Origin of the sequence: Cryobacterium sp. MLB-32 (assembly GCF_000738085.1) — a bacterium.
GTDB lineage: Bacteria > Actinomycetota > Actinomycetes > Actinomycetales > Microbacteriaceae > Cryobacterium.
Map to the genome: position 1 here is coordinate 1 of NZ_JPRS01000660.1, position 954 is coordinate 954.

At 56.7% G+C, this 954-nt stretch carries 2 protein-coding genes; both read right to left on the bottom strand.

The window, feature by feature from the left end:
• Positions 1 to 39 precede the first annotated feature (39 nt).
• A complete protein-coding gene (locus tag JF66_RS23385) occupies positions 40 to 369 on the bottom strand; it encodes a hypothetical protein (RefSeq protein ID WP_156109990.1) in 330 nt (109 codons plus the stop codon).
• A gap of 298 nt (positions 370 to 667) precedes the next feature.
• Positions 668 to 954: hypothetical protein (locus JF66_RS23985; RefSeq protein WP_197059532.1), on the bottom strand; the 287-nt coding region annotated here is incomplete at its 5' end.

The following is a 954-nucleotide window of genomic DNA, read 5'->3' on the forward strand; positions in this document are numbered from 1 at the left end:
ATCGTTTTCCCCCGAGCAAACCGTGGCCGCATCATCGCTTCAGTAGGAGAAGAGGTGAAACCAGACCCAGTAAGCGGCCAGCAGGACGGAAAGCCCAAGTGCGGCGATCAGTCGAAGCCAGATCGGACGAAGCCATGGCGTGAGCGCCAAGGCCGCGAACATAAGAAGCCCGGCGCCAAGCGCCATATACACGGCGTCCGGTGCGGTCGAAGAAGCAAATCCACGAGGTTCACCCACACACTGAGTGAAACCGCACCGATCCAAACTCAGCAAAAGTGCCGCTACATACCCGGGAACAAACGCCAATGGCACTGTCCAAAGCAGATGCAGCCCCCGTAAACTCACGTGTTTCTTTGCGATGTCCTTCATGGTTGATCGTGACCGCGCCGGTGGCGGTGAAACAGCCGGGTTCTCCGTTGGCGTTCATAGTATTTCGTCCAGGAGAGGGCTGCCGTCAGCGGAAAAGATATTCTGCTCCGCATCTGTAGCCTCCCCAGCCGGTTTAGGTCTCTCAAAGGCACCAAGTTTATTTCACACTATCGATATCGGCATGACCCTTGAAAGACGTCAGATCTATCGGCACGGCTCACCGGACTCGTTGGTGTTTTGCGACCGCCAGCACCGAAACGACTTGGACCGCGCGGTTACCGTCCGCTGGCCCTTCGGCTTACGGAACGATCACGGGACTTGAAGTGACTAGAGTTTGGGACTGCCCAGATTCCTCCGGTCCAAGCCATTCGAGAAGTGGGGTCTGGATGATCGCGGCCAGCTGCTCGTAGCCGGCGGCGTCCGGATGATAGCCATCGCCCTCGCGTACTTGGCGTCGCCAGACGGTGTTTGCAACTGTGCTGTCGAAACACTCGAGATAAGGAATGCCAAGATCTATTGATTCATTCTGAAGGGCATTGCTGAGGTCTGAAATTCGCTCGTTCTGGTCGTCATCGTCGACAGCAG